This is a genomic window from Paenibacillus sp. FJAT-27812 (genome assembly GCF_001273905.1).
In the GTDB taxonomy this organism is placed as follows: Bacteria; Bacillota; Bacilli; order Paenibacillales; family Paenibacillaceae; genus Pristimantibacillus.
Genome location: NZ_LIGH01000001.1, coordinates 4,662,565 through 4,688,046, shown reverse-complemented (window position 1 = coordinate 4,688,046; position 25,482 = coordinate 4,662,565). Strand labels below are relative to the sequence as shown.

At 49.6% G+C, this 25,482-nt stretch carries 21 protein-coding genes; 5 read left to right on the top strand and 16 right to left on the bottom strand.

What is annotated here, in order from left to right; genetic code table 11:
• Positions 1 to 7: 7 nt before the first annotated feature.
• The gene (gene iolD, locus ADU23_RS19420; protein ID WP_053375245.1) at positions 8 to 1,873 is read right to left on the bottom strand and encodes a 3D-(3,5/4)-trihydroxycyclohexane-1,2-dione acylhydrolase (decyclizing); all 1,866 of its coding nucleotides are present in this window, start codon (positions 1,871 to 1,873) and stop codon (positions 8 to 10) included.
• Positions 1,874 to 2,027: 154 nt separating this feature from the next.
• Here iolD and ADU23_RS19415 point away from each other — a divergent pair, with 154 nt between their 5' ends.
• Positions 2,028 to 2,696 carry a hypothetical protein gene (locus tag ADU23_RS19415; RefSeq protein WP_053375244.1) on the top strand — a complete coding sequence of 223 codons (669 nt, stop codon included), beginning with the start codon at positions 2,028 to 2,030 and terminating at the stop codon, positions 2,694 to 2,696.
• Positions 2,697 to 2,926: 230 nt separating this feature from the next.
• On the opposite strand, the gene ADU23_RS19410 is transcribed toward ADU23_RS19415, so the two are convergent.
• From ADU23_RS19410 to ADU23_RS19365, 10 genes are all read right to left on the bottom strand, one after another.
• Positions 2,927 to 5,041: a DUF5054 domain-containing protein gene (locus ADU23_RS19410; protein WP_053375243.1), complete on the bottom strand. Its 2,115-nt coding sequence runs from the start codon at positions 5,039 to 5,041 to the stop codon at positions 2,927 to 2,929.
• Between the two features lie 107 nt (positions 5,042 to 5,148).
• Positions 5,149 to 7,524: a glycoside hydrolase family 95 protein gene (locus ADU23_RS19405; protein ID WP_053375242.1), complete on the bottom strand. Its 2,376-nt coding sequence runs from the start codon at positions 7,522 to 7,524 to the stop codon at positions 5,149 to 5,151.
• A 51-nt stretch (positions 7,525 to 7,575) separates the two neighbouring features.
• Complete coding sequence (locus ADU23_RS19400) at positions 7,576 to 9,270, bottom strand: alpha-1,3-galactosidase-related protein (protein WP_053375241.1); 1,695 nt, start codon at positions 9,268 to 9,270, stop codon at positions 7,576 to 7,578.
• A gap of 88 nt (positions 9,271 to 9,358) precedes the next feature.
• The gene (locus tag ADU23_RS19395) at positions 9,359 to 10,999 is read right to left on the bottom strand and encodes an extracellular solute-binding protein (RefSeq protein ID WP_053375240.1); all 1,641 of its coding nucleotides are present in this window, start codon (positions 10,997 to 10,999) and stop codon (positions 9,359 to 9,361) included.
• Positions 11,000 to 11,051: 52 nt separating this feature from the next.
• Positions 11,052 to 11,975, bottom strand: a complete 924-nt coding sequence (locus tag ADU23_RS19390) for a carbohydrate ABC transporter permease (protein ID WP_053375239.1) — start codon at positions 11,973 to 11,975, stop codon at positions 11,052 to 11,054.
• Positions 11,975 to 12,883 carry an ABC transporter permease gene (locus tag ADU23_RS19385; RefSeq protein WP_053375238.1) on the bottom strand — a complete coding sequence of 303 codons (909 nt, stop codon included), beginning with the start codon at positions 12,881 to 12,883 and terminating at the stop codon, positions 11,975 to 11,977. Before ADU23_RS19385 ends, ADU23_RS19390 begins: the two co-directional genes overlap by 1 nt.
• Before the next feature lie 184 nt (positions 12,884 to 13,067).
• On the bottom strand, positions 13,068 to 14,489 hold the full coding sequence (locus ADU23_RS19380) for a response regulator transcription factor (RefSeq protein ID WP_053375237.1): 1,422 nt from the start codon (positions 14,487 to 14,489) through the stop codon (positions 13,068 to 13,070).
• Entirely contained in the window at positions 14,464 to 16,272 is a 1,809-nt protein-coding gene (locus tag ADU23_RS19375; RefSeq protein WP_053375236.1) for a sensor histidine kinase, read from the bottom strand. The genes ADU23_RS19380 and ADU23_RS19375 overlap by 26 nt, the downstream gene beginning before the upstream one ends.
• A gap of 245 nt (positions 16,273 to 16,517) precedes the next feature.
• Entirely contained in the window at positions 16,518 to 16,916 is a 399-nt protein-coding gene (locus ADU23_RS19370) for a VOC family protein (protein WP_053375235.1), read from the bottom strand.
• A gap of 73 nt (positions 16,917 to 16,989) precedes the next feature.
• On the bottom strand, positions 16,990 to 17,346 hold the full coding sequence (locus ADU23_RS19365; protein ID WP_053375234.1) for a winged helix-turn-helix transcriptional regulator: 357 nt from the start codon (positions 17,344 to 17,346) through the stop codon (positions 16,990 to 16,992).
• A gap of 143 nt (positions 17,347 to 17,489) precedes the next feature.
• On the opposite strand from ADU23_RS19365, the gene ADU23_RS19360 reads away from it, so the two are divergent.
• Positions 17,490 to 18,131 carry an NAD(P)-dependent oxidoreductase gene (locus tag ADU23_RS19360; RefSeq protein WP_053375233.1) on the top strand — a complete coding sequence of 214 codons (642 nt, stop codon included), beginning with the start codon at positions 17,490 to 17,492 and terminating at the stop codon, positions 18,129 to 18,131.
• Between the two features lie 118 nt (positions 18,132 to 18,249).
• Here ADU23_RS19360 and ADU23_RS19355 read toward each other — a convergent pair whose 3' ends face one another.
• The gene (locus tag ADU23_RS19355; protein WP_053375232.1) at positions 18,250 to 18,834 is read right to left on the bottom strand and encodes a GNAT family N-acetyltransferase; all 585 of its coding nucleotides are present in this window, start codon (positions 18,832 to 18,834) and stop codon (positions 18,250 to 18,252) included.
• Positions 18,835 to 19,016: 182 nt separating this feature from the next.
• On the opposite strand from ADU23_RS19355, the gene pdxR reads away from it, so the two are divergent.
• From pdxR to ADU23_RS19340, 3 genes are all read left to right on the top strand, one after another.
• Entirely contained in the window at positions 19,017 to 20,474 is a 1,458-nt protein-coding gene (gene pdxR, locus ADU23_RS19350; RefSeq protein WP_053375231.1) for a MocR-like pyridoxine biosynthesis transcription factor PdxR, read from the top strand.
• 108 nt (positions 20,475 to 20,582) lie between these two features.
• Complete coding sequence (locus ADU23_RS19345) at positions 20,583 to 21,152, top strand: YdeI/OmpD-associated family protein (protein ID WP_053375230.1); 570 nt, start codon at positions 20,583 to 20,585, stop codon at positions 21,150 to 21,152.
• A 212-nt stretch (positions 21,153 to 21,364) separates the two neighbouring features.
• The gene (locus ADU23_RS19340) at positions 21,365 to 22,711 is read left to right on the top strand and encodes a vWA domain-containing protein (protein WP_053375229.1); all 1,347 of its coding nucleotides are present in this window, start codon (positions 21,365 to 21,367) and stop codon (positions 22,709 to 22,711) included.
• A gap of 99 nt (positions 22,712 to 22,810) precedes the next feature.
• On the opposite strand, the gene ADU23_RS19335 is transcribed toward ADU23_RS19340, so the two are convergent.
• From ADU23_RS19335 to ADU23_RS19320, 4 genes are all read right to left on the bottom strand, one after another.
• Positions 22,811 to 23,797 carry an aldo/keto reductase gene (locus ADU23_RS19335; RefSeq protein ID WP_053375228.1) on the bottom strand — a complete coding sequence of 329 codons (987 nt, stop codon included), beginning with the start codon at positions 23,795 to 23,797 and terminating at the stop codon, positions 22,811 to 22,813.
• Positions 23,798 to 23,991: 194 nt separating this feature from the next.
• Positions 23,992 to 24,360, bottom strand: a complete 369-nt coding sequence (locus ADU23_RS33250; protein ID WP_053375227.1) for a hypothetical protein — start codon at positions 24,358 to 24,360, stop codon at positions 23,992 to 23,994.
• Positions 24,361 to 24,448: 88 nt separating this feature from the next.
• Positions 24,449 to 24,943, bottom strand: coding sequence for a shikimate kinase (locus tag ADU23_RS19325; protein WP_053375226.1), 495 nt, complete (start codon positions 24,941 to 24,943; stop codon positions 24,449 to 24,451).
• Positions 24,944 to 25,012: 69 nt separating this feature from the next.
• A complete protein-coding gene (locus tag ADU23_RS19320) occupies positions 25,013 to 25,387 on the bottom strand; it encodes a VOC family protein (RefSeq protein WP_053375225.1) in 375 nt (124 codons plus the stop codon).
• Positions 25,388 to 25,482: the final 95 nt, after the last annotated feature.

The window sequence follows — 25,482 nt, the reverse complement described above, 5'->3', positions numbered from 1 at the left end:
ATTCCTCCTAGTAGGCTTTTGCCTGTGCCAGCTTTTTGTTCATTTCGTTATGCGCCGCAACAACCTTTGCACTCTCCGATACGGCTGGAACGCCAACGTTCCACCATGACTCGTAGCCGTCCGTATTCGTGCCGGCCAGAACGGGAATTTCAATTAGCGTCGTGCGCGTCTCCGCCTTCGCTTGCTTAAGCGCTTGGCGAAGCTCCTCGCTATTTGACGCTTTGTATGAAGCAAGTCCCAAGCTGCGGGCATGACCCGCAAAGTCGATTGGCAATGGCGCGCCGGAATAACGGCCCGTCTCAGGCTCGCGGTACCGGAATTCATTGCCGAAGCCGTCGCTGCCGTGCCCGCGCTGCAGGTTATGAATGCATTGGTAGCCGTGGTTGTCGAACAGCAGCACCGTGAGCTTTCTTCCTTCCTGCAAGCTTGTCACCAGCTCGGAGTGAAGCATCAAGTAGCTTCCGTCTCCCACAAGGGCGTAAACTTCCCGGTCTGGCTCCGCCAGCGCCGCGCCAAATGCGCCGCTTACCTCGTACCCCATGCAGGAGAAACCGTACTCCATATGGTAGCCGCCCGGCGAGCCAACCCGCCATAAGCGTTGAAGATCGCCGGGCAAGCTTCCTGCTGCGCAGACGATAACGGCATCTTCATCAATCGTTTCATTGATGACGCCAAGCGCCTGCGTCTGCGCGAAGCCATCTTCCCGCTCCAGCGTATACAGCCGGTCAATTTCGGCATTCCACTCCGCATTGACTTCAGCAATCTCGCCGTCTTTATAGCCGGATGCATATCCTGCTTCCGCAAGCCCTTCCGCCAACAGGCGGATCGCTTCCTTGGCATCCCCTGAAAGTGCCGTGCCTTCCAGCTTTGCCGCATCCATCCGGTTAATGTTAATGTTCAGAAATTGGACGTCCTGATGCGGGAAGGCCGACTTGGAGGAGGTCGTAAAGTCAGAGTAACGAGTCCCGACGCCGATGATTAGGTCTGCTTCTTTAGCCAGCCTGTTTGCAGCCAATCCGCCGGTTACGCCAATGCCCCCGACGTTAAGCGGATGATTCCAAGGCAGCGAGCCTTTGCCCGCTTGCGTCTCGGCAACGGGAATGCCGAATTTTTCGGCGAATGCGGCAAGCGCCTCCGTCGCGAAGGAATATTGCACGCCCCCACCCGCTACGATAAGCGGTTTGCGTTTCGAGCTAACAAGCTCGACCGCCCGTTTCACCGCGTCTGTCGATGGCATCTGGCGATCTACGACATGTATCCGTTTCTCAAAGAACGATGCCGGGTAGTCGTAAGCTTCCGCCTGCACATCCTGTGGCAACGCCAGCGTAACCGTTCCGGTATCCGCCGGGTCCGTCAACACCCGCATCGCTTGAAGCGCCGCGCTCATCAGCTGCTCTGGCCGCACGATGCGATCCCAATATTTGCTCACCGGCTTGAAGCAGTCCGTCGCCGAAATCGTATAGTCATGTCCGGCTTCCAATTGCTGCAGCACCGGATCGGGCTGCCTGGATGCAAAGTTGTCTCCCGGAAGGAGCAGCAGCGGGATGCGGTTAACCGTCGCCGTGCCGGCTGCGGTTACCATATTCAAGGCGCCGGGACCGATCGAAGTCGTGCAAGCGTAGATGCTTGTGCGGTTCAATTGCTTGGCATATGCGGTCGCCGCGTGCGCCATTCCTTGTTCGTTCTTGCCTTGCACGAAAACCAGGTTGCCCGGGCTCCGTTCCAACGCTTCGCCGATGCCCGTTACGTTGCCGTGGCCAAAAATGCCCATTACCCCGGCTACGAACTTCGTTTCTGCACCGTCAATGGAAATGTACTGTTGATCGAGAAATTTCAATAAGGCCTGTGCCATTGTTAACCGGATTGTGCTCATAGTATCCTCCTCGACTACTGAGTTAAGCGCTTATTATATTAACGCTTTCAAAATAACTGTATAGTAGATTATAATAATAGGTAAAGCGCTTAATCTATATATTACAATTAAGCGCTGCGCAAATCAATCATAATTTAGGGAGGAATTATTTTACATGGTTATTTCCGATCTTCAGCCGCACTGGGAAACCGTGCTTCGCGTATCACCGATTTTGTACATGGACCGCCTTGAGCCGTTCAAGCCGATACGCGTCGGGGTTACCGTATTCGAATCCCCCGCTCCGTCTCCCTCCTTCGATCGCAGCATCGAATTCGATACCTCCCGCATCCGCACAGTCATTGAATATGCGATCTATTGGGATTACGATATCCAGCATATTTACGATTTGGAGCATGTATGGGTGTACATCGACCATGAAGGCGAAATCGCTTCCTGCGAAGCCAGCTTCCATGGCCGGTATTTCATCGGCTTGCTGCCGGACCGCAGCAATTTGTCGGCCGACAACCGCGTAAAGCTGTTCGTTCAGCCAGGCAAACATGCCATGCTTCCGAATCAGGACTTTTTCCATTTGCTGCCGAACGTCGAAAGCTGCTGCCAAGCCGAAGCCGGCGTTGACGGCGTGCTGGAGCCTGACATGTTCAGCGGCCAGTTCAAAGCGGGAGAAGACATCGATGAACGCGCCGAGAAACATTTGCGTGAATTCAGCTTCCAGCCTACCTTCGATTTCGTTCCCCATAAATGGGCTTCGGACGCCTTCGTTCCGTGGACGGAACTGACAAAGGAAATTCCGATTCGGATGAAAGCTTTGCTCGCCGAGCTTTAATAAAGCAAGCCCTTTAAACAGCACCCCTAAGAATAGGCATTGGAAAAACCGCCAGGTTACTCCAAACGCATTCTTAGGGGTGTGTTTTTATGGCGGTTAAAAAAGCATGGCTTAAAAACTCCAACACCCATGGAACGCCAAAAAAGCTGGCGCCGTTAAACGGTGCCAGCTTGCTGCAGCTTTTTCATGTCCGAGGTGCTCCCCTATTAAAACTGCCGCCTGTTTGGTTCTTATTTGCGATTCGATGCCAAGCGGAGCTGGAAGCGGAATTTCGCGTCATCCCCATACCACATCGGAAAGTTCGTTCCCCAAATATTGTTATGCAGATTAAAATGCCATCCTGTATCCATGGATACAAAGGAATTGTCGAATTGCAGCAGTCTTTTTTGACCCGGAGCAACCAGCGCGGAATCAAGCGGCGATATCACGGCCGAGCCGTCCGTGCCTTCATAGGCTACGCCGCTGTTCAAGGCATGCAGATTCCGGTTACCGTCCTTAACGACCCGCGAAGGTGAAATCGGTTGTCCGAGCTTGTCCATCGTCCACAAATTCGGGTTATCCAGCTTCAGCGCGCAGCCGAACCAGCTCGCCTCAGGCAAACGGTTGGCGTCTTTGCCGAACCACTGCAAACAAACGTCGATTTCTCCAGTCCTATGGAATCGATATTCAAGCTCCAGTTCCTTCGGTGCGCCGTATTGTTCATGAGCCGCTTCAGGCATCTGAAGCCGCAGAACATAACGTTCGACAAATTCGCCGCCGATCCACCGCAAATCGGTTACTTGCGGATGGAACAACTGATTGCTTGGTAGCGGCCTTACGAATTCAAAGCCTGGCTTGCTGAAATCCGCATCTGCCCACGGATGAGTAACCGGTAAATTTTGCATGTAAGTGCGGAAATAGCGTCCGTAATCATCCGTACCGAAGTTTTCGTACGCGTAAGCGCCAAACGGATGACTCTCGTCGACCCACTCCTTGCCGTTGCCGTCTATTAGACGGATTAACGCCCCGTTTTCGCCGAACGCCAGCTCATAGCCGCCGCTGCGATAGGTTTGGCGAATGCTCCTCGGCTCCGAGCCTGATACATCCGTTTTCGCTGGAGTCAACTGCGCAAGCGCGCTTAGCGCTTCCTCCTGTTTGTCCTTCGCAAGGAAAGAGATAGCCTGATCGACATACTGCCGCTGCTCCTTCCACGAGCTTTCGATCATCGAATAAGAGCGTACGCTTTGCTCGGCGGCGAACAGATCGCTGGAATGGCGGTCGAATTCATCCATGGCAAACGCGCCGATATATCCGAACTTCGCAGGCATGTCCTCAAGGTCCACGATGTCTTTGATCCGTGCCTCGTTAAAATCCGTTTTTGAGTAGTTCCGGAAATCGGGCAGCCATTTTTTCACGTCCAGCCCCCATGTATGCTCGGCAACGAGCATCAGCGCCTTGCTCATCTCTTTGTATTCCGGGTCGGTTTCCTTCATCCGGCCCTGTGCCAGCCATTCCTTCCTCAGGCGAAGCAGCTCCCGGTACCGCGTAAGCTTGAGCGGATCTGTGCCGGCGCCATGAATCCAAGTATCGCCCAGCTCTTCGCGGACGACCGGCAAGCTGCCGCTAACCGCAAGCAAACGTTCGGCAAATGCGTCCATCGTCGAAGCGATGACTTCCGCTCCGGGATAAGCTTTACGGAACTGGTCGAACTGCTCCCGAATCTCTTCCGTGCTCGGCGGACCGCAGTTGTCTCCCGTATGCGCGAACACAAGCACGTCGCCCAATTCATCCAGCTCCAAGGCTTCCCCATACGTACCCGCATAGTTGACGATGATTTCCGAGCCGTCATCCGCCTGCCAGCGGAACAGCCTAGGCACGTCAGGACGCTTCGAAGCCGGATTGACGCCTAGATGCAAGTAGCGCAAGCCCGCTTGCTGCATATAAGGAACTAGACCAAGCGTATGCCCTGGCACGTCGGTCATTTTTGCTGCGATCGTCTTCTTGCCGAAACGTTCGTCCAGCTCTTGGCTTAACGAAATGCCGAATTGCAGAAGCTCAGGATCCATAAGCTCGGTATGCGTCGTAAAAGGCAATCCGTGCCAAGCGATATGTCCCTTGGCGATCGCGTTCTCCATCCGCTCTTTCCCCTCGGGGGATGCCTCTTCGAGATAATGGTGGATGAGCCATGAACCCGTCGTCCACAGAAAACGCTCGCTTCCGCCTTCCGCCTCCAGCTTTTCCGACAGCTCGATCGCTTTCGGAATATATTCTTCCATGTACTGCTTAATAACATGCTCAGCCAAATGCGTGAAACCGATATCCAAATGCGTTTTAAAAATGACATGTACCTTTTTGATCTTTGCCATGACTTTGTCGACCTCCAACAATCTTGATGTCTTTGCCCAGCGCAACGCCATTAACCGTATTAAACCGGTTTAATAAAAGCGCGAGGTTACCAGCGCCTGATGTCAGGCTACTGGGAAACACGAATCCTATACGTTTGTCCTGCCTTCGTTGCGAACCGTAATACGCCGTCAACTGACAACTCTCCTTTAACCTCAGAGCCGTCCTGTGTAACGGATAGTGAAGCTGCGGATGCCAGTGCGCATTCCTCTCCGAGAAGCGAAATAATTTCAGCTTCTTCCAGCTTGCCGTCCCGCCAGCGAATGTGGACCTCGAAGCCTCCACGGGCACGCAATCCCTCTACCTTTCCTTCTTGCCATGAGTCCGGAAGCGCCGGAAGCAGCTCCATGAATGACTGATGCGATTGCAGCAGCATCTCGGATATGCCTGCCGTTACCGCGAAATTGCCATCGATCTGAAACGGCGGATGCGCATCAAATAGGTTCGGATACAATCCGCCCTTTTCGTAATTTTCCGATTCCTCACGCACGATCCGCATTAAGTTGGACAGCAGCTGCAGCGAACGGTTGCCATTTCGGAAACGCGCCCAAAAGCCGATTTTCCACCCCAAGCTCCAGCCTGTGCCTTCGTCTCCCCGTCTCTCCAGTGAACGTCTTGCCGCTGCAAAATGCTCAGGCATGCTGTTTTCAGTAATTTGTCTGCCCGGATACACGCCAAACAAGTGGGAAGCATGGCGGTGATGGGTATCCTCATCCTCGAAGTCCTCAAACCATTCTTGAAGCTGGCCGTGGCTTCCGATTTGCAGCGGGTACAGCTTGTCTTTCAATTGCTGCAGCTCCGCCGCGAATGCTGCATCCTCGCCAAGCCATTCGGCGGCTTCGATACAATTCGTAAACAGATCCCAAATCAGGGACATATCCATCGTTGAAGCCATGCTGATTCCGGCGAGCTTCTCGCCATAACGAAGCTTATGCTCCGGCGAGGTGGATGGATTGGTCACGAGTCGGCCTTGGCCGTCATCCTCAAGAAAATCGATGCAGAACAAAGCAGCTTCCTTCATCGTAGGATAAGCTTGTTTCCGTAAATAAACAAGATCCCTGCCAAAAGAAAAATGTTCCCATAGATGCTGAGCGAGCCAAATACCGCCCATTGGCCACAATACCCAAACCGCATCGCCTTCGCCCCATCCGCCTGCCGGCGCGGTGTGTCCCCAAATATCCGTATTGTGATGCGCGACCCAACCGCGTGCGCCGTAATGCGTTTCCGCTGTCCGTTTGCCGGTTACCGCGAGCTGGCCGATGAAATCAAGCAGCGGTTCATGGCATTCGGCGAGATTGGCTGTTTCCGCTGGCCAATAATTCATTTGCGCATTAATGTTGAGCGTCCAATTGCTGCTCCATGGCGCCCGGGTTGCGGCATTCCAAATGCCTTGCAGGTTCGCCGGAAGCGTTCCTGGGCGCGAGCTCGCGATCAGCAAATAACGGCCATACTGGAATAATAACGCGATCAGCGACGGATCACCAGACCCGTAAACGGTTAGTCTCTCGTCGATCGGCGTATTCGCTGGAGCTTTCGATTCGCCGAGCTGCAGCTTAACTCGGTCAAACAGCGTTTTGTAATCGGTTATGTGGGAAGCACGCGCTGCATCGTAGCTTTTGGCAAGCGCGCTTTCCAGATAGGATAGCGCTGTCGCAGCCGCATCCTTGCCTTGGCTGAAAGGCAGCTTGTCTTGTCCGTTAAAGCTTGTTGCGGCGCTAAAATATAACGTTACCCGGTCAGCCTCGGTAATATGAATGCCCGATGCATCCGTACGGACGCTTCCGCCTTCCGTCTCGGCATGGATATAACCCGCGAAGCGCATCGCCTCCGACGAATTTTCGTCGCCGTACACGATCGGCTTGTTAACCTCGTAATAGTTCGGCGATACATGCTCCGGCGCCATGCCACGCAGCACAAAACGGTTCCCTTCCGCCGACACCCGGTGGCGCAGCGTGCTGTCCAGGCGAGCGTGAACCTCAAGCATGCCCGGAACGCTAGCTTCAAGGCGGATGATCAACGTCTGATCCGGATGCGAAACGAAAGATTCCCTGACGTAATTTACGTCCCCAATCCGGTATTGCACGCTCGACACTGCGGTTTCCAAATCCAGCGAGCGAGAATAATCCTTCGCCAAATCGCCATGCCCGAAATTCAGAAGAAGCTCGCCAAACGGCAAATAGGATTGCGTAAACGAACCCATCATTTCCTTGCTTGCTGCGTCAGCCTCCTCATAGCGCCCTTCTCTTACTAGGCTCCTTACCCGCGGCAGCGCTTCCAATGCGCTCGCTTTGTTCGTGTCTCTAGGCATTCCCGACCATAACGTATCTTCGTTTAGCCCAAAACGGTCTCGTTCGACACCGCCGAATTGCATCGCGCCAATACGGCCGTTGCCTAGCGGAAGCGCTTCCGTCCACACGGCGGCCGGCTTGTTAAATTGAATTTTCATCCCTAGCACCTCTGTTTTATCATATTTGTAAAAGCAGGCGTCAATCCGGGCTCAGCCGCGGGATACGAACCGATTATCCGAGGTTTCTGCTTCGCTGCATGCCGTAAGGCGTATGGCATCCTCTGCACGGAGCGTTCCTATGGCGGACTGAATCGTATTGTTTTGGAACACCAGCCCACGCGTGCTCTTGGCCTCCATCACCCGGGCTTCACCCATCTCAAAGCTGTTATCGACAATTCGAATGCCAAAATGAACGGGAGCTTCCAAATCGATCTCCTCGTTTTCCGGCAAGATGGAAATGACAGGCAGCTCCGCGTTGCCGCATTCCACGAAACGATTGCCCTCTACGGTCAAATCCTTCACCGCGCCGGATTCATACCAGGACACGGCGTCACCTGATACAAGGACGGCGCTCATCCGCATCCTCTCGAACACGTTCCGCTTAATGACGGCATGCCGGGGCGTGGTGACCAGAACGCCTCTTGTCGGAATTCGGGCAAAATAATTGTCCGTAATTTCAACCTCCGGCGTCCAGGTGATGTTCTCGACAACGTCGCCAAGCTTAGCGCTTGCCGGTACCGGTTTTTCGAGCGTCAGCAGCATCTCGCGGGGATTGACCAGCTTTGCTTCTTTGACCCGGTTTCCGCCATAGGAAGTAAGTGAATGTGACCGGACAAAATGAATGTCATCCCCGGCATGGAACGCCGAGAAACCAAAGGTTTGCGGGTGCATGAACCGTACAATGGCTTCATGGGCGGAAGGTATGCCGACGAGCTGCAAATAGGTGCCGTGAACGTTGATCGCATCGTCATGCGCTCCGGCGAAATGGCTTTTCGTTACCGAAATTTTCCCTTTGCAGCCCGACAAATGGACAAAATCCGCGAAGGCGGCAACCGTCCGTCCCGTTTCCTTGCGCGGGGAAAGATTCAATTCCCTTAACGTTATATTTTCGCTGAATTGCCCCACTATTCCGAGCCCATGCATAAAGTGCATGGCTACGCGCTCCAATCGAATATCCCTGCTTTGATGAATAAACGCGCCTACCTGATCGCGAATGCCGTCCCTTGCTTGAAGAACCCATCCTTCGGCCAAATCGGGAACCTGCGCGTAATGAAGCCTGAGCTTTCCGGGCTGCAGCTCTTCGGCGCGCAAAGCCTGCTCAATCACGTTGTCGATGCGCCAAGTCGTGTTGCGATCGGTGTCGCACGCTTGCATCGGGCCTTCGTGAAAGCGCCAGCCTTCGCCGATCCAAAAGAGCTTCTCCCCGTGGATTTCATAACGCGAGTCGGAGTGGACAACGATATCGATGTAGGCGCTTCCTATTTTCTCAATCGACATTTCTGCAACGGTCGGCCAAGCATAATCCATGCGCAAATTGCGGATCTCGATCCGCTCGCAGGCTTCGATCACCAGCAAGGTCATTTTATCATGAAAGACAAAAAGCGCGTCTCCCCCTTCAAGCGTGAAATCAGCCAAGTTCTTCAAATAAATCGCGATCGTCTTCACGGGATTCGGGTTTTCCGTCTCGCTTGCCGTATTCGTAATGGCATAAGCCGCCTTTGTTGCGGAAGCCGCATAAAAATCATAGCGCCCCGGCGTCACGACCAGCTTTGCGGGTCCTCCCGCTTCAGAGACGGCTTCCATCGCCCGCTGCATCGCTGGTGTGGCGTCCTCTCCCGTACCCGGAATCCCGCCAAACGCACTGAATAACAATGTTTTAACCTCATTTTGCTTCACAGCTGACATAAGCTATAGCTTCCCCTCTCCCACGATACACGGAAAGCTCCGCCCAATTGCTGGCGGAGCATCCGTTATACGGTTTTTAGACTCATTCTTACTTATTGAATTTTGCCATTTCGGCCGTAACTTCTTCAATTGCTTGCTGAAGCCCTTTGCCGTCATAGCCTTTCAAAACCTCTTTCCACATCTTAACCGGATCGTCATTGCTTAGAATGACGCGCGTGAAGTCATCATCGAATTTGATTGCCGACAGCTTGTCTTTGGCTGGCGTGCTCATCGTTGCGATTTCGAACGCGGTCGGAATCGGCTCTGTATTGTCCTTCATCCATTTCAGCTCGTCTTGAACAAATTGGACCGACTCTTCGCCGAATGCGGCTCTGTTGGCGTCATTGTCTTCAAGAATGGCAGCGTTACGCCATGCAGCAAGCTGGGAAATGATATCCATTGAAGGATAATACTTTTTCAAGTCGATGAATTGGTCGCCGTCTTTTGGACGGGTAATCGTCACTTTGCCTGCGCTGTCTTTTGTGAAGTCTTTGCCTTCGATGCCGTAGTCAAACAGTTCCTTGCCTGCAGGGGACAGAAGCCAATCGTAAATCCGCAAAATGCGGTCGAGCTTCTTGTCGTCGACGTCGGCGTTGATCATGCTCTCCGACCACCATGCGCTGTTGACATTGCGGTATTTCACGCCGTTTGCGTCTGCCCAAGGGTGCATAATTTTAACATGGTCAAAAAATTTCTCGCCCGGATTGTTTTTCTCCCACTCTGCTTTCACGCCGGATGCACCGTATACACTGTTCGTCGTAAAGGCAAGCGCACCTGCTTTGTTCTGATAAAATTTTTGATTGCTTTCGCCGGCTTTGGCTACGGCAAAGTCTGGATCCAAACCTTTTTCTTTGTAAAGCGTGCGAGCTTGGCGCAGCACCTCGTCCATTTTCGATGAAGCGTAGAACGGAATCCACTTGCCGTCTTCCTTCAACCAGCCTTTGTTGCCGAATTCAGGGAAGGTTGCCGCAAATACGTTTTTGAAGTAGCCAAACGTATTCATCACGATACCGGTCGTATCGTTCTTGTTGTTGCCGTCCGGATCCTGCGAAACAAACGCTTTCAGCATTTTGTTGAACTGATCGAAGTTTTCCGGGTCGGAGATGCCGAGCTTCTCCATCCAGTCTTTGCGGACGAATACCGCACCGTCAACGGCCCATACCGCCCACATGTCGTCGGTTGGGAACGTCATGCGAGGAATGGCGTACAGCTTGCCGTCCCTTTTGATGCCGTCTACCCCGTCGATTTCAAACACTTTTTTCAAATTCGGGTAGCTGCTCATATCCTCCGGCAACGCATGGATCAGCTCTTGGCTCACCCACTCATTGTATACGGCTGGCGTATCGCTTGTAATGCTGTGCGTTATGATGTCCGGCAATTGTCCCGCAGCCGCCCATACCTGGGATTTCTCTTTGTAATTGTCCCAGCCAATATCAACCGCTTTCAGTGTGACGTTAAAATCTTTCTCGATCTTCTGCATCACTTCGTCATGAGGCTGGAAGCCGACGCCAATGCCCCACCAGGAAAGCGAGATATCCATATGCTCTGCATACGGGTTGTCCGAGTTCCCATCTACAGCAGGAGCATTGGACGAATTAACGTCCGGCTTGTTGCTTCCGCAGCCGGAAAGCATCGTTGCAATGAGAACTGCCGATAAACCGATTGATGCAAAAAGCTTCATTCTTTTCATTTCTCATGTCCCCTTATGTTGGTATTCTATAATAAAAGCGGCTTTGCTTCTATTATCCTTTTATGGAGCCGATCATAACGCCTTTCGCAAAATATTTTTGTATGAAAGGGTACAAGCACACGATCGGCAGTACGCTCACGACCAGCACGGCCATTTTGAGCATTTCAGGATGGAGTCCCGTATTTTGAACGATGATGTTCGTCGAAATACTGGATAATACCTGCTGGTAATTGGTCAACAATTCCCGCAGCAGCGCTTGGAGCGGAAGCAGGTTGATATCGGTCATGAACAGCACCCCGTGCCACCATTCATTCCACCGGTCCACCGCATAAAACAACGTAATGGTCGCGACCATCGGCATGGAAATCGGCAGGACGATTTTGTACAAAATTTGAATGTCGTTGGCGCCGTCGATTTTGGCTGACTCCTCGAGCCCGGCCGGCAGCCCCCGGAAAAACGAGATACAGATGATCAAATAAAACGTGTTGACCGCAACGGGAAGAACCATGACGAACAGGTTGTTAATCAAATGCAGGTTTTTCATCGTCAGGTAAAACGGAATGAGCCCGCCGTTGAAGAACATGGTGAAAATGATGCCCGACATGACGATTTTGCGGCCCGGAAAGCTGCCTCTGGAAAGCGCATAGGAGCCGGTTAACGTCACGATCAGATTGACGCTTGTTCCGACGACCGTGACAAACAGCGTCACGAGAAACGCCTTCAAAAACCGCGGTTCGTTGAAAATATAGCTGTAAGCCGATATATCGAAGGTGGTCGGAATCAAGTACACGACCTGCTTGGATATAGCGACCGAATTGCTGAATGACATAAGCAGCACGTTGTAGAACGGAAAGATTGTGCATACGGTCAGAAAAATAAGAATCAAATGAATGATCAAATCTGCGATGCTGAATTTTTTCTTTTTTTTGACGGAGGGCGTCAGCGGTTCCATCTTAGTTTGTTTGATCGTATCCATTAAACCAGACCATCCTCCCCTAATTTTTTGACGAAGAAGTTCGCGGAGTACAGCAAAGCAAAGTTTAGAATCGCTTTAAACAGGCCAACTGCCGTCGATACGCCAAAGCTGCTTCCTTCCGCAAAGGTTGATCGGTACACATACGTGTCGATAATATCGCCCGTACTGTATACGGCCGCATTGTACAGGTTGAAAATTTGCTCAAAGCCGCCGTTCATCGTGCTTCCGACCGCCAGTATAAGCAGAATCCCCGCCGTACCCCGAATGGAAGGCCATGTAATCGCCCGAAGCTGCTGGAACCGGTTGGCTCCGTCAACGTGAGCCGCTTCGTAAAGCTCCGGATTGATTCCGGCAATCGCCGCCAGATAGATAATGGCGCTCCAGCCGATCTCCTTCCATATGTTCGAAAGGAACACAATCGGCCTAAACAAATCGGGATTCGTTAGAAATGACATTTTCTCCATTCCGAAAGAGGCAAGAATCTGGTTAAGTACCCCGTCATTGCTTAGAAAATTGAACATGATGCCGCTTACAATTACCCATGAAATAAAATGGGGAAACGTATAGACCGTTTGGTACAGTTTTTTAAGCTTTTGTCTCGATACCTCATTGATCAATAGCGCCAGAATGATCGCCGCCGGAAACTCCAGCGCGATGCGGCCTACGCTGATGATGATCGTATTCCAGAAGGCCCTCCAAAAATCGCTCTGCCCAATAACCTCTTGAAAGTTTTGCAAGCCGTTCCATGGACTGTTCAGTATGCCGTCGCGAATGTGGTAATCCTTAAAGGCAAGCAGAACACCGTACATCGGCAAATACTGAAAAATGACGAAATAGAGCAACGTTGGAAGGAGTAGAATGTATAAATATTTGCTTTTGTAAATTTCCTTCCTTAGCGCAGTTCTCATAACTTCCCTCCTGTAAGCGTTAACTTCTTTTGATAGCCTTTATTATCCGCTCCTTTCGCCTGCTCAGGTATACACTGGATTTATTGAAATCTATTGAAAATGAAATCGCTAACAAAAAAAAGAAAACCTCCGAACGGAGGTTTTCTAAAATAAATCCATAAACATCTAAAATAAATGCATGGTATCAATCGCGGTGATGCGCTTCGCGGTATTGCGTCGGCGTCTGACCCGTCAGTTTCTTGAATAAGCGCGTAAAATAGAAATAATCGCGATACCCGATTTTCTCCGCAATGTCCTGTACCGTGCTGTTGCCCCGCTCCAGCAGCTCGCAGGCTTGCGCGACGCGCAGCTTTGCTACGTAGGCGGTGAACGTCTCGCCAACCTCTTTTTTGAACAGCTGGCTAATATAGCTTGGATTCATAAAAAACTGATTGGCTAGATCCTGCAAGGATAAATCGCGCCTGTAGTTTTCCGTGACGTACTGCAAAATGGGGTTAAAGGTCTGATTTTTAGATTCAGGCGCATGAGCCGACATTTGCAGCACATATTGGTCAGCTAGCGTTTTCAGCTCCGCAATCATCTTGCTTACGTTCGCAAACATGCGCACTAGCTGTTCGTAGCTGTAGAGAATAGTCTCTTTCCTTCCCAGATCAAACAGAAACGAGATCGTCAGGTTATAGACCTCGAACGCATGCCGGATCGTCAAGGCGCCTTCTCTGAACAAAACGTCAATCCGGTCCAGATTGAGCTGGACGGTCTGGCTGTCTTTGTTCCCGATCGCCGTATGGATTTCTGCCATCAAGGCTTTTAACTCCGCATCTCTCGTGAGCGGAAGCGTGTACACGCCCGGCTTGCCCGCTATGAAGCACTGATAGGCAGCAATGTCCGCTTCTTCAATCGCGCTTCTAATATCCTTCCAGTCCGTTAGCGGATTTCCGATTCCTATTCCAAGCAGATCCTCCGGACAGTTCTCGGCTCCTTTGCCGAGCAATCCCTTCGCTTGCCCTTCACTCAAGAGATAGGCTGTTTTGGCTGTGCCGGTAATAAGCTTAATGACGCGGCCGGCGGGCATTGGCAGTTCGGACAGGCCGATCGCTACGACCGGAACGATTCCCTGCTCGATCCAATTCAGAATGCCTTGCTCCTCCAGCATGCCAAGCAGCTTCTCCTGATTGCGCCCTCCCGAATCGTCCAAAAGCAGCTGCATCATGTCCTCTCGAATCGGTCGAGTGTTGTCCAGCGTTTCCTTTAGCTTTAAGAGCACGCCTCCGATCTCGATTTCGTCGAAAGGCTTCAAGCAATAAGCGGCAGCCCCGTAGGATAACGCTTTCTGAGCGTAAGCAAACTCCGCGTAGCCGCTCACGACGACGAATCGAACGGCGCCCCCCATCGTTTTACCCCGCCTGATCAGCTCAAGTCCATTCATCTCCGGCATTCGAATGTCGGTGAACACAACATCGGGATTCAGCTCTCGAATCGATTCCAGCGCTTCGCCGCCGCTCGCGGCTTGGCCCACGACTTCGAAGCCGTATTGCCCCCAGCCGACCAAGTCCTTTAGGCTCTCTATAACCCAGCTCTCATCATCCACGATCAATACTTTGTACATTTGTGTAATCCCTCCGTTGTCCGATCCTTAACCGGATATGCGTTCCTTGGCCGTCAGTGCTGTCTATGCGCATCCCGTATTCCTCGCCAAACATCAAGCGGATGCGGTTGTTGACATTAACAAGGCCGATGCTCTGCCAGCCCTCTGGATCGTCGAAGCCGGAGCGCGGCTCGCTAAGCATAAGACGGATTTCTTCCAGCCGCTCGGCGTCGATGCCAACTCCGTCATCCCTAACGTCCACGATTAGCGCCCCGCCCTCGTCTATGAAACCTTCAATTTCCAGCCGGCATGGCCTCAGCGTCGTTTCGATGCCGTGATATACCGCGTTTTCCACTAACGGCTGCAAAATCATTTTCGGAACGATATGCCGCAATGCTTCATCCGTAAAGCTATAATGGACGGTGAACCTGTCGGTAAACCGGATTTGTTGAATTTGAACGTAAGATTTGATCATTTGAATTTCCTGTCCGAGTTCAATAGCCTCCGCGCCTTTGACGCTATAGCGGAAAATGCTGGACAGCGAGCGGGTCATTTTTTTTATTTTATCTTGTCCTTCAACCGCGGCGATGCCGGTAATGACCTCAAGCGTGTTGTAAAGGAAATGCGGATTGATCTGGCTTCGCAAAAAGGCAAGCTCCGACTTCTGACGCTCGAGCTCGGTGCCGTAAAGCCGCGTATTCGTCTCCAGCAGCTTATGGGACAATCTTTCGATCTCATCCAGCATGCTGTTGAATTCATCCGCCATCATGCTAATTTCCATATAACCTTTCAGCGAGATGCGCTTGCTGAATTTCAGATTGTCTTCGCGGCTCACTGAGGTCATGAAGAAAATCATCTTTTTGAGCGGCCGCAAAATATTGTTGATGATGACCGTAAATGGGATCGCCAAGATCAATAAGCCGACAGCCAAAATGATCAGCTCCTGCCTCCGCAGCACAAGCAAGTCCCTTAACAGCTCGTCTTTTGGCGCGACGCTGACGATGCTGGCGTCCATATCGGGAATGCGAACCGTTTGGGAGACATACTTTTTCCCTTGCCACATCACATTTTGGTTGCCGCCAGCGGCTGCTTCCGTCTTAAGCTCCGGACCCTGGCCGCCGGTCTCGGACGACGTATTGCTCGTTATAATCTTATTGGAGCGGTCCAACAAATAAATCTGTGTGTTCGTCTGCTTCGAGTTGTAATCCTTCTCTCCGACCAGCGCCTTCGGGTCCACGATGAAAAACAGCGTTCCCAGCTTTTTGTTAAAGGATTCGCCTTGCTGCACGTAAGAAATGGTCGTCGCAAAAACAAGTCCCGTCGCTGAACCGTACAGCGTTCCAAATTGCTGCATGCCTGCATAGTAAGCGTTTACCTTTCCGGGAAGCATGCTTTTCAGATCGGCGGCATACGGGCTGCCCCCGTTAATATCGACTGAAAATCCGTTGTCGCCGGATATCACGATGTCCAAAATGCCGTCCTTCAGCTCCCGTTGGTTGGAAATCATCACATTCAGCTTTCTGAACATTTCGAAACGGGTAATCGGGTTCTGCTCGATAAGGTAGGTTTGTACGTCCGCATTGTAAGAAATCGTTTGCATTAGACGAAAGAGCACGTCTTTGTTCGAGGTAACGTTCCTCTTGATCTCAGACACCGTCTGCTGCACGTATTCCTCATGGTTGCGGGTAACCATTGCTGACATCGTCGAATACGTATGGTACACGATAACAAGGATGACAAGCACGGTCGAGACGGCTAAAATCAGCAGCTGCGATCGAATGGATAATCTTCTAAGAAACGCCATTGAAACCCATCCTCAAGGAAGTAGTATAAACATATCGCTTATTATCAAGCCGAATCAGAAGCAAGTCAAGAAGCGCAATCTCTCGTTTTTATATCTCACAGAAAAGGGAAAATTGAAATAAAGCACGCGAAATATTGGGCTGCAAGCTTCTTTTGGCGCAAAGCAAGACGGCTTCGCCGTAGGGGCGAAGCCGTTTTGTTTATAAGATGCTGGATAGAAAGGCTTCCGAGGTACAATACTATTTTCTACTTATTTAATTCCTGCGCGATCTCCCAAATATGTCCGCTCGGATCAGCAAAGCTTACCGTTCGAACTCCCCAAGGCCGGTTCATCGGACCGTTTAGAATGGCGACTCCCCGTGTATTCAGTTCGGTGCAGACGGCATCCACATCATCCACACGGATAGTGAACTGGAAACGCGCCCCGTCCTCACGTTTTGCGACCGCCCCGGGATCGATTAGCCCCCACGCCTCAGCCACTTTAAGCAAATTAATGCTCATATTGCCGAAATTGAATACTGCAGAGTTGTCGTCTTCAAACACGACTGAAAGGCCGAACACCTGTTGATAGAATGATTTTGATTCCTGCAGATCCTCAACGAACAACGTAATAACATCGACATTCATAGACCCCAAAGCACCCATTATTACACCTCTTCTCGTTTGGTTCCTTGCTCCGTTTCAGATCATTTTAACATACCGGATAGCAAAATATTTCTTATCGATTGCTCTTTTTGCTTGTTGCATATTTCTTGCCCCACTCACCCATACTCTCTAATATGGGTATAAAACTTTTTCCTGCATTTGTTAGCGAATATTCTACTTTTGGTGGTACCTCATGGAACACTTTCCTTGCAATCATTTGATCTTTTTCTAATTCCCTCAATTGATTGGTCAGTATTCCTTTGGATATTCCAGGAACCAATCTTTGCAGCTCACCAAATCTCCTTGTTTGTCTCAAGTGCCAAAGAATAATAATTTTCCATTTGCCTGCAATTACATTTTGAGTTTCCGTAACCGGGCAAACCTCAATTTGCTCTACGGGAATTTCACCCTGAAACGAAGTTCGAGCCATGATAAATCCCTCCTACTTCCCAATGGTTCTGTTTTTATGACTATGTTATAAAAACATGACTACTTACAAAAATACAGCTACTATTATAATATAAGATCATGGTTCATTATACAAATTACAAATAACCATTGGAGGAAATAAAGATGAAAATAGGAATCATCGGCGCAAACGGCAAAGTTGGAAGCCTGATCATGAAAGAAGCTCTAAATAGAGGACATGAAGTAACTGCCATCGTAAGAAATGCCGCAAAAATGACAGAAAAAGACGTTAACGTTCTTGAGAAAGATATTTTTGACCTTACATCGTCGGATCTTAAAGCATTCGATATTGTAGTAAACACATTTAAAGCGCCGGACGGAGAAGAGCATCTTTATATCGAATCCGGAAGAGCGCTGGTCCAAGCGCTGAAAGATGCGCCGGATACGAAATTAATCGTTGTGGGAGGAGCCGGAAGCCTGTTTGTCGACGAGCAAAAAACGACAAAACTAATGGACACGCCTGAGTTCCCTGACTTTGTATATCCGACTGCCTCTAATGCGGGTAAACAACTTGAGGAATTGCAAAATACGGATTCGATTACATGGACTTATATTAGCCCTGCTGGTTTTTTTGACCCCGAAGGAAAAAGAACGGGTGCTTATAAGCTTGGACTAGATCATGTGATTTTAAATAGCAAGGGTCAAAGTTATGTTAGTTATGCTGACTATGCGATCGCTGTCTTAGATGAAATTGAAAAGCCGCAGCATGTTAACCAAAGATTTACGCTGGTTGGCGAAGCTGAATAACTGAAATGGCCTTAGGCTAGCGAAAACATTCAAAAAACCCGACCTATGCAGGTCGGGTTTTCCTATTTCGTAGACGGATTCGAGGCTGCTCTGCAAAAGAAAGGCGCTTCCCGCTTCGCTACTGGGAGAGAAAAGACTCCAGTTTTGCTTTGACCGCTGGCCATTCCTGATTCGTAATGCTGTACATCACCGTATCCCGAATATAGCCGTCATTCAGTACGCGATGATTGCGCAGCACCCCTTCTTTTACCCCGCCAATGCGCTCGATGGCTGCTTGAGATCTTGTATTGCGAAGATCCGCCTTTAGCTGCACTCTGATCATGCTGCGTTGCTCGAATGCTTCGCGCAGCAGCAAATACTTGCACTCGGTATTCACCCTTGTCCGCCATACGCCCCTATTCATCCACGTATAGCCGATTTCCAAGCCTCGATGCTCTGCTGATATATCGAAAAAGCGGGTGCTTCCTACGATTTTTTGCTGAGCCGTATCCCAGATAACAAAAGGGATGCAGGTTCCCGCAGCCTCTTCTATTTTGGCTTGGCCAATGTACTGCTTCGCGTCAGCCAACGTAACAATTCCCTTCAATGACACGCCCCATATCGGGGTATCCTTCGCCGCTTCAAGCAGCATCTCGGCATGCTGCTCCATTAGCAAGGTCAGCTTGGCCCGAGTTCCTTGCAATTCGATTGTATCTGTTGTCATTACCTTGACCTCCGATTGTATATTTTAGGACATCAGCCTAAATCCGGCATGGGATTGATTCCGTATTGCTTCTTTACCGGATATGTGAGATTGTTGTCATTATATGACGGATATCGGATCGGTAATAGATCCATTTCGGATCAATTTCATTAGACCACTTTAGTAAAGGCAGGTGAGCTTTCATGCCTATTTATATAGCCTTGGAGCCGTATATAAAGCGTTACACGACCAAGTATGAGATTTTGTATCATGCGCTGCGGGATATGATGATGGAAGGAAAGCTGGCTCATGGGGATAGGCTGCCCTCCAGTCGGGAACTGGCGCGGATGCATGGATTTTCACGCGGTACGGTCTCGAATGTGCTTGAGGCGCTCACGGCGGAAGGGTATGTTGCTCCTGTAGTCGGCAGCGGCACTTACGTCAGTTTTCAGCCTGCACATACGTCAGTTCTGCCTTCTGCCAAAAGAGAAGTGCGATTGTCTAACTGGGGAGATCGGCTTGCAAATCCGGCCATATGGGGGCAGGAAGCACAAAGCCGTATTCAGGGGGCGTCCAACCCTTCCGGGACGGTATCTTTTCAACTCGGGATAACTGACATGAGCCCGTTCTCGAAGGAAGCTTGGAATCGATGCCTGTATGAAGAAGCAAGAACGATGACGGAAAAAACAAGCGTCGATGCCCATAAGCCGCTTGGTGTGCAGGCGCTTCGCGAAGCCATCGCCAAACATTTGCAGCGCAGCCGGGGGATTGTAACGGATGCGGAACAAATCGCGATCGTAAACGGATCGATGCAAGCAATTGCCCTGTTGACGCAGCTTTTAACTGGCCCCGGGGATGCAGTCGTAGCGGAAAGCCCCGGTTATCGCGGGATTCAGGCAGCGGTGCTTGCAGCAGGTGCAAAGCTGATTGAAGGCGCGGTTGATGACCAAGGACTGGTTCCGCAACCTTGGGATGCCAAGCTGCTGTTCGTCACCCCCAATCGCCAATACCCGACGGGAGCGGTGCTGAGCATGGAGCGAAGGCAGCAGCTGCTCTTATGGGCTGCCGAACAAAACGCATTTATCGTCGAGGATGAATACGACAGTGAATTCCGTCATCGAGGAAAGCCGATCGAGACGTTCAAAAGCTTGGACAAATCGGGTGAGCTTGTGCTATACACAGGCACTTTTTCCAAAACGATGATGACGGATATAAGGCTTGGCTTTGTTGTGCTGCCGGCTGTTTTAGCCCAGCCCTTTGCTAGAGCGAAAGCGCTATATGAGCCGCATCCAAGCTCGATTCTAGAGCAGCGCGCATTAGCCGCGTTCATGAGCAGCGGCCTTTACGAAAGGCATCTGCGACGAATGAAGCGAAGCTACAGCCACAAATTCACTCTTTTGCGCGACGCCTTGAAACGACTGCCCGTTCCGATCCGCTGGATTGAGGGCGATGCGGGCCTGCATCTATTCGGATGGTGGACAGCGACTCATGAGCAGTATGAAGCATACGAAAAGGCTTGTCGGGAAGCAGGCGTCGAGTGGGCGCGAGATCTGTCAATCTGCGATAGGATAGGCATAAGCCTCGGCTTCTCTCACCTCACGGACGATGATTTGACAACGGGGATTGAGAGGATGAGCGAGGTTTGGAATCGGCTTGGCTAGTTGAATAAGGCGGATATGTATGACAGACTGTTGTCATACTTCTTTTGTTATTATAAACAAATGAATATAATTACTCGCCATACCTAGAGAGGAGAATGTATTTTATCGATGGAAATTGAAAATCTACTTGCAGTAAATTCGAGAGAGGATTTGAGGATTTGGCTACAGGAAAATAGTAGGACTGAAAAAGCTTGTTGGGTAGTCGTCAGCATGACCCCAAACCCCGATACGTTGCTTTATTTGGACGCGGTCGAAGAATCTTTGTGCGTTGGATGGATCGATGGGGTCAAAAAGAAAATATCTGAGACGGAGCTGGCGCAGAGGCTGTCTCCTAGAAGCAAAAAAAGTTCATGGACAGAATTGAATAAAGAACGTGTCCGCCGCCTCGAAAAGCTGGGGTTAATGAGAGACGAAGGAAGAAAGGCGCTTCCTGACATGGGTCACGATTCTTTTAAAATAGATCGCGTTATCGAGCAAGGGCTAAAAGAAGATAGACAACGATATGAGAATTTCGTGGCATTTCCAGCTCTCTATCAAAGAGTTCGGATCGATACGATACAAAGCATAAAAAATCAGCCGGAATTATTTAAGAGTAGATTAGACAAATTTTTAACGAACACGAAAGAAAATAAAATGTACGGTCAATGGCATGATAATGGACGCCTTCTAGATTATTAAGATGCGCTGTTTCCCGAAAGCCTGCCTCTTATTCCAAGAACCTATTGCAATGCCGATCGTTTTATCCCCTATATGAATCTTTAAATTCATACCCCCTAGCAAAATAGTCCTCTATTCGATCCTATGATATAATTCAACCATTACAGTGTAGGGTTTCCATAATATACAGGTTATCCCTTCAAATCTCAAAATGAGACAAGGAGAGTGAATGTATGAGTTTTTCTACAATTCAATTAATAACGGGCGCAAATGCTCCGCTAGGTGAGGCGTCCACGGTGAAAATTACCGTTTCCTGCAAGCAATCACCAGCTGAGCTCGACGTCAGCTGCTTTATGGTAGGCTCTGACGGCAAAGTATCCTCGGATGATTATTTCGTATTTTATAACCAGCCGTCCGATCCCGGCCGCATCGTGCAATTCAACCCACAAGATAAACTGAACAGTGAATTTATGATCAATCTTTCAGCCCTGCAATCGTCTCCGATTCAAAAATGCGTATTTGCAATTACCCTTGATGGACCGGGAACGTTCGCAGATGTAAGCGGGTGCCGGATCACTGCCGCAACCCCGGTGAATGAGGTTGTCTATGAAATAACGGAAGGAAATGCTGAAACCTCGCTAGTGCTGGCCGAGTTGTACCGTCATTCAAGCGGGTTCAAGCTTCGCGCGGTGGGACGGGGATTCCATGGCGGATTGAAGCCGCTTGCGGAAGCTCACGGCGTAAACGTTGCCGATGAAGAGGACACCAGCAGCAGCCCCTCCCCAGCAGCTCCGTCGGTTCAAGCTGAACAGGCGCGCGCAAATGCTTCCTCAGTCATCGAAGCTTCCCGCTCCGAGGCAGCGAGTGCCTCTACAAGCGCCGCGCCAACCAAAATCAACTTAAACAAAATCGATTTGCTGAAGCAAAAGGTGTCTATTTCGCTCCGCAAAAAAAATATCGAGCAGGAAAAAGCGCGCGTAGCTGTTATATTTGATGCCTCCGGCTCCATGTATGGACTCTACGAGAGCGGCGTTGTGCAGCGCGCATTCGAGCGGGTGCTCGCGGTAGCCGCCAGTATGGATGACGATGGCATGATGGATGTCTGGTTCTTTGCCTCCAAGAGCCAAAGGATGAAAAGCGTCAATGAAAATGAATATGAGAATTACGTCAAAAACACATATCCCGTCCCTCGCTTATTCGGAGGCCTTGGCGCAGGAAACAATGAGCCTGTCGTCATGGCGGATATTATCAAGAAATATACGAAAGAAGAGCCTTCAAGCATGCCAACCTATGTTGTTTTCTTCAGCGACGGCGGCATCTATGAGACTCAAAAAATTTCCAAGCTGCTTATTGACAGCTCCGGCCAAAATATATTTTGGCAATTTGTCGGCCTCGGTAATGCCGATTTCGGAGTGCTGCGCAAGCTCGATGATTTGCGGGGGCGCGTGCTCGATAACGCCGATTTTTTTGCGCTCGATGATTTGGACAAGGTAAGTGACGAGGATCTGTACGACCGCTTATTTGACGAATACCCGCAGTGGCTGAAAGACGCACGAGCCAAAGGGATCATCAGCCCCTAACAGGCTGCAGGACATGAAGAAAGCCATGAGCGCCGATCAACTATGGTCTGCGCCCATGGCTTTTATTTATTTTGCATAAAAAAAATCTATATCAAACCGTCATTGCATAACAGGGCCAACTACCGGATGAGGAACATACGGCTCTTCCAGCGACGCAATTTCCTCTTGCGTTAATGTAATAGCTAGAGCTGCTACCGCATCCTCGAGATGGGACATTTTCGTAGCACCGATAATCGGAGCTGTTACCGGTTCTTTCTGCAACAACCAGGCAAGCGCAATTTGAGCGCGGGGAACGCCACGTTTTTCTGCGATTGCTGCAACCCGCTCTACGATTAATCGGTCAGTATTTGCAGTTGCATCGTATTTAGATTTTTGAACTTGGTCGGTTTCGAAACGGTGTGTTGTTTCCGACCAATCACGCGTCAACCTTCCTGAAGCGAGGGGGCTGTAAGGAATCACGCCGATTTTCTCTTCCTTACAGAGAGGAAGCATCTCTCTTTCTTCTTCACGGTATATGAGGTTTAAATGATTCTGCATCGATACAAATCGGGTCCACCCATTTTTCTCGGCAACGTGCAATGCCTTTAGGAACTGCCATGCGTGCATGGCAGAAGCGCCTATGTATCTTGCCTTCCCAGCCTTCACAACATCATGCAAGGCTTCCATCGTTTCTTCAATGGGAGTATTGTAATCCCAGCGATGGATTTGATAGAGGTCAACATAATCCGTACCCAGTCTCTTAAGGCTCTTATCTATTTCGCTCATGATTGCCTTTCGGGAAAGTCCAGCACCATTGGGACCTTGATGCATACGGAAATGAACCTTTGTCGCGAGGACGATTTCATCACGTTTGGCATAATCCTTTAAAGCTTGGCCAACCATTTCTTCGCTTGTTCCGTCTGCATATACATTCGCCGTATCAAAAAAATTAATGCCAAGGTCCAATGCTTTTTTTATAATTGGACGGCTGCGCTCTTCATCAAGTACCCAAGGATGAACCCACCGCTCCGCTACGCCAAAGCTCATACAGCCAAGGCAAAGCCGGGAAACATCCAACCCTGTATTTCCGAGTTTCACATATTCCATTTCATTGTTCCTCACTTTCAAATCGATATGGTTTCCTTCAGCTGTAGTTTACTTCTTGGAGTTAACTCTAAGTCAAGCGTTTATGCATTATTTTTCGTAATTAGAGCTAGATGCATAATCAAAATGAAAGACCCGTAAGATAACGGCTTCATTCGAAGCGTCCGTTCTTACAGGTCAATGTATCGATTAAAAAACTATTTTTTCGAACGTTTCTTGGAAGATATTTTTGCATGTTTCCCGCGGTTCACGCTCGAAACCATTACGTTTTTCTCCGTATGCGTGTAATAGTGCTTATAAACAGGGCAGCAATGATGCTGCTTTACCGTTTCAATATTTTGAACGACATTCACAAGCTGCGGATGGTAGTAGTCCTCGTATTGCGTAATTGGAGGATCATAGATCGTCTGCGTTGGACAATCGGGACAAAACTCAGCGTCATTTATGCCGCCTACATTGTTCATGTTATAGTAGTTATTACGGCTCACAATAATTATCCCCTTCCCATTTTTGGAATACGCCTTATTGTATTCGCAGGAAGGCAATCCGGCCTGTACGATTGACATGGAAGGCGATAGCCTCCAATGATTCTGCAGGATGGCGGCTGAGTAAATTACCGTGTATCCGTTATTCTTTGTTCAGGCTGCTCCTGGACTATCGTATGTATTTCTCTATGATTTCACTGACACAATGTTCTATATCCTTATTTGAGCAGTCAAACGTTTTATCGCTATACTTTAAATATAGCGGAACTCTTTCCTCGTAAACGTCCTTAAGGCTATTTCCTTTCTTCATCACAATCCCTCTGGTTGTTATGTTTAGCAGCCTCTTTTTTATTTCTTCATAGTGGACATGTAAATAAATAATCTTTCCCTCCTGTTTAAGGGCATTCATCGCTTTTTCGGAATAGATAACGCTTCCGCCTGTAGATATAATGCAATTTTTCAGTTGCAATTCTGACACTATTTTTTCTTCGACTTCCATAAATTTTTCAATGCCATCATGATCAATGATAGCTTGCAACAACCTACCTTCATGTTGTTGTATAACAATATCTGTATCCACGTAATCCATTCCTAAAGCCTTTGCAAGCAACACACCTAAAGTGCTTTTACCAGCTCCAGACATACCTATAAGAACGATATTCATATTATTCCTCGCTTTTGTAATGTCTATATTTTGCAGAAGATGATCGGTGTAAACGAAGACCAACACTCATTAGGCGGTATGCGCAACCAACAAATTGCCATTAGGATCAAAAAATTTCAAAAATCTTCGCCCTTCCTCTACTGGTGGCGCTAGTGGGTCTCCATGTACCTTTACGCCGGCTTCTGATATCTTTTTGCAAAGCGCATCCATGTCATCAACCTGAAATCCGATCGCTGGAAAAGGTTCACCGTTAACGGTAAACGTGGATGAGCTTCTATCTGAAGTCTGCCATAAAAAGATATTCGTTTTATCCTCTTTAAAGCTGATAATAGCAAGTTCACCGAAATTAGCATGCAACGTACAATCGAGATAAGTACTATACCATGCGACTGCTTCGACCAAGTTTGTTACTGGAATCTGTACGTGACTTATAAACTTCCCCATAAAGAACCTCCTCTTTTCACCTTATCTTTAATGAAGAGGCGGACGTGAAAATCAAGTCGTTCCTTCACCAGAGATGGTAATTAAACCCATTTACA